We start from the raw sequence: 1,593 nt of genomic DNA, 5'->3' as shown, positions 1-1,593 counted from the left end.
GCCATAGGGCACGTAGTCATTCTTCACGCCGACGACGAGCTTGCCGCGTGCCTTGACGTTCTCAAGCGTGCCCGCCACGGCGGCGCCACCAACAAAGGAGGCAGCGAGCGCAAGGGCGGAAACGCCCATCATCCTTTTGAAGCCTGTCATCCTGTTCCTCTGGAAAAATCACGGCCTTCCAGCGCTGTTGCCGCAGCGCCGCGTCAGCCATCAGCTTTTTGCGAATGAAGAAATCAGGTCGCTCAAAAAATATGCACCCTTCTCAAGCGACCTAATTTTCATCATTGGAGACACATCTTTCTCAATGTACAAGTTGCCAAGGCCTCTTTTTTCATAATGTGAGATTCCATGCCGGCGATCGCCCAACCGCCGTCCGGTGGAGCCCAGTTGCTCGACCGGACCGTCATCCTGCTGGATCTCGTCGCCGATGGCGGCGTCGAGGGCCTCTCGCTCAAGGACCTGGCGGCGCGCTCCGGGCTCAATACCGCCACCTGTCACCGCATCCTCAATACGCTGGTCGGTCACAAGCTGCTTGCCCGCGACGACAAGAAACGGCGCTACAGGCTAGGTGCACGCATGGCGATCTACGGCGTCCGCGCTGCTCGCGGCCCCGGTATCATCAGCCGCTGCGAGATCGCACTGTCCCGGCTCAGGCGCCGCACCGGCGACACGACGCACCTGATGGCCCGCTTCAATCACGATTCCGTCTGTCTCGACCGGCGCGACGGTGAATGCATCGTGCCGACGCTGACGGGATCGATCGGCGGCTTCGTGCCTCTCGGCGTAGGTCCCGGCTCGATCGCGATGCTCGCATTCCTGGACGAGGACGAGCAGGACTACATCATCCGCGCCAACCTCGGGCGCTACGCGTCCTATCGCAATCTCACCGAGGACAAGGTTCGGCAGCTGATCGCCGACACCCGCCGCCGCGGTTACGCGGTGGATGTGGGCGAACTCATTCCCGGCATTGCCGGCGTCGGATTGCCGATCATGACGCCGGGCGAAAAGCCGGGCGCCGCCCTTAGCTTCACGTTCCTCTGCGCGAAGCTGAGGCCAGGCGTCCTCGAACATTACGGCGCCCTCCTGAAGGAGGAAATCGACGTGATCGTCGGTCAGTAGGAAGCKTCACGGGCGCGCGGCACGACTCGCAAAGGTTAGCGGATCTCGTTCACGTAGTGATGATGCGCCGTCGTGGCGCGATGCTCGCTCAGGAGCGCAAGCGCACCGGCTTGATCGTACGCCTCCTCGCGGATCACCAGAACGGCGTTCGGCGAAGCCAGCGCAAGCAGACGCCGATCCTCCTTGTCGGCGAGCTCTGCCAGGAGCTTCTCGCGGATCGCCGCGATACGAATGCCGTAGGCGTCGAGCAGATGGAGGTAGAGCAGCGCAGGCACGCTCGCCGCCTTGCGCGGGAAATCCGGCACGCGGCGCGCAACGAGCCGTATTCGCGAGTGCATCACCGGCGCGCGGCCAACACGTCGGATGCGGTGAAGACAGAGCAGCGGCTCACCAACGGCTTCCGTGAAGAGCGCCGCCTCATCTGCGTCTGCCGGCCGCAGTACCACAGACAAGACTTCGGGCACGGAACGCTGG

The 1,593-nt window shown here is 63.3% G+C and carries 2 protein-coding genes; one reads left to right on the top strand and one right to left on the bottom strand.

Annotated features, from left to right (window positions below; translation table 11 throughout):
• Positions 1–348 precede the first annotated feature (348 nt).
• Entirely contained in the window at positions 349–1,119 is a 771-nt protein-coding gene (locus tag ACXJL8_RS40625) for an IclR family transcriptional regulator (RefSeq protein ID WP_456623326.1), read from the top strand.
• Between the two features lie 35 nt (positions 1,120–1,154).
• On the opposite strand, the gene ACXJL8_RS40620 is transcribed toward ACXJL8_RS40625, so the two are convergent.
• A partial coding sequence (locus ACXJL8_RS40620; protein WP_456686985.1) for a UTRA domain-containing protein occupies positions 1,155–1,593 on the bottom strand: 439 nt, incomplete at its 5' end.

The sequence above is a fragment of the Bradyrhizobium sp. P5_C11_2 genome, from assembly GCF_054049755.1.
This window is presented reverse-complemented; position numbering and strand designations above follow the sequence as displayed.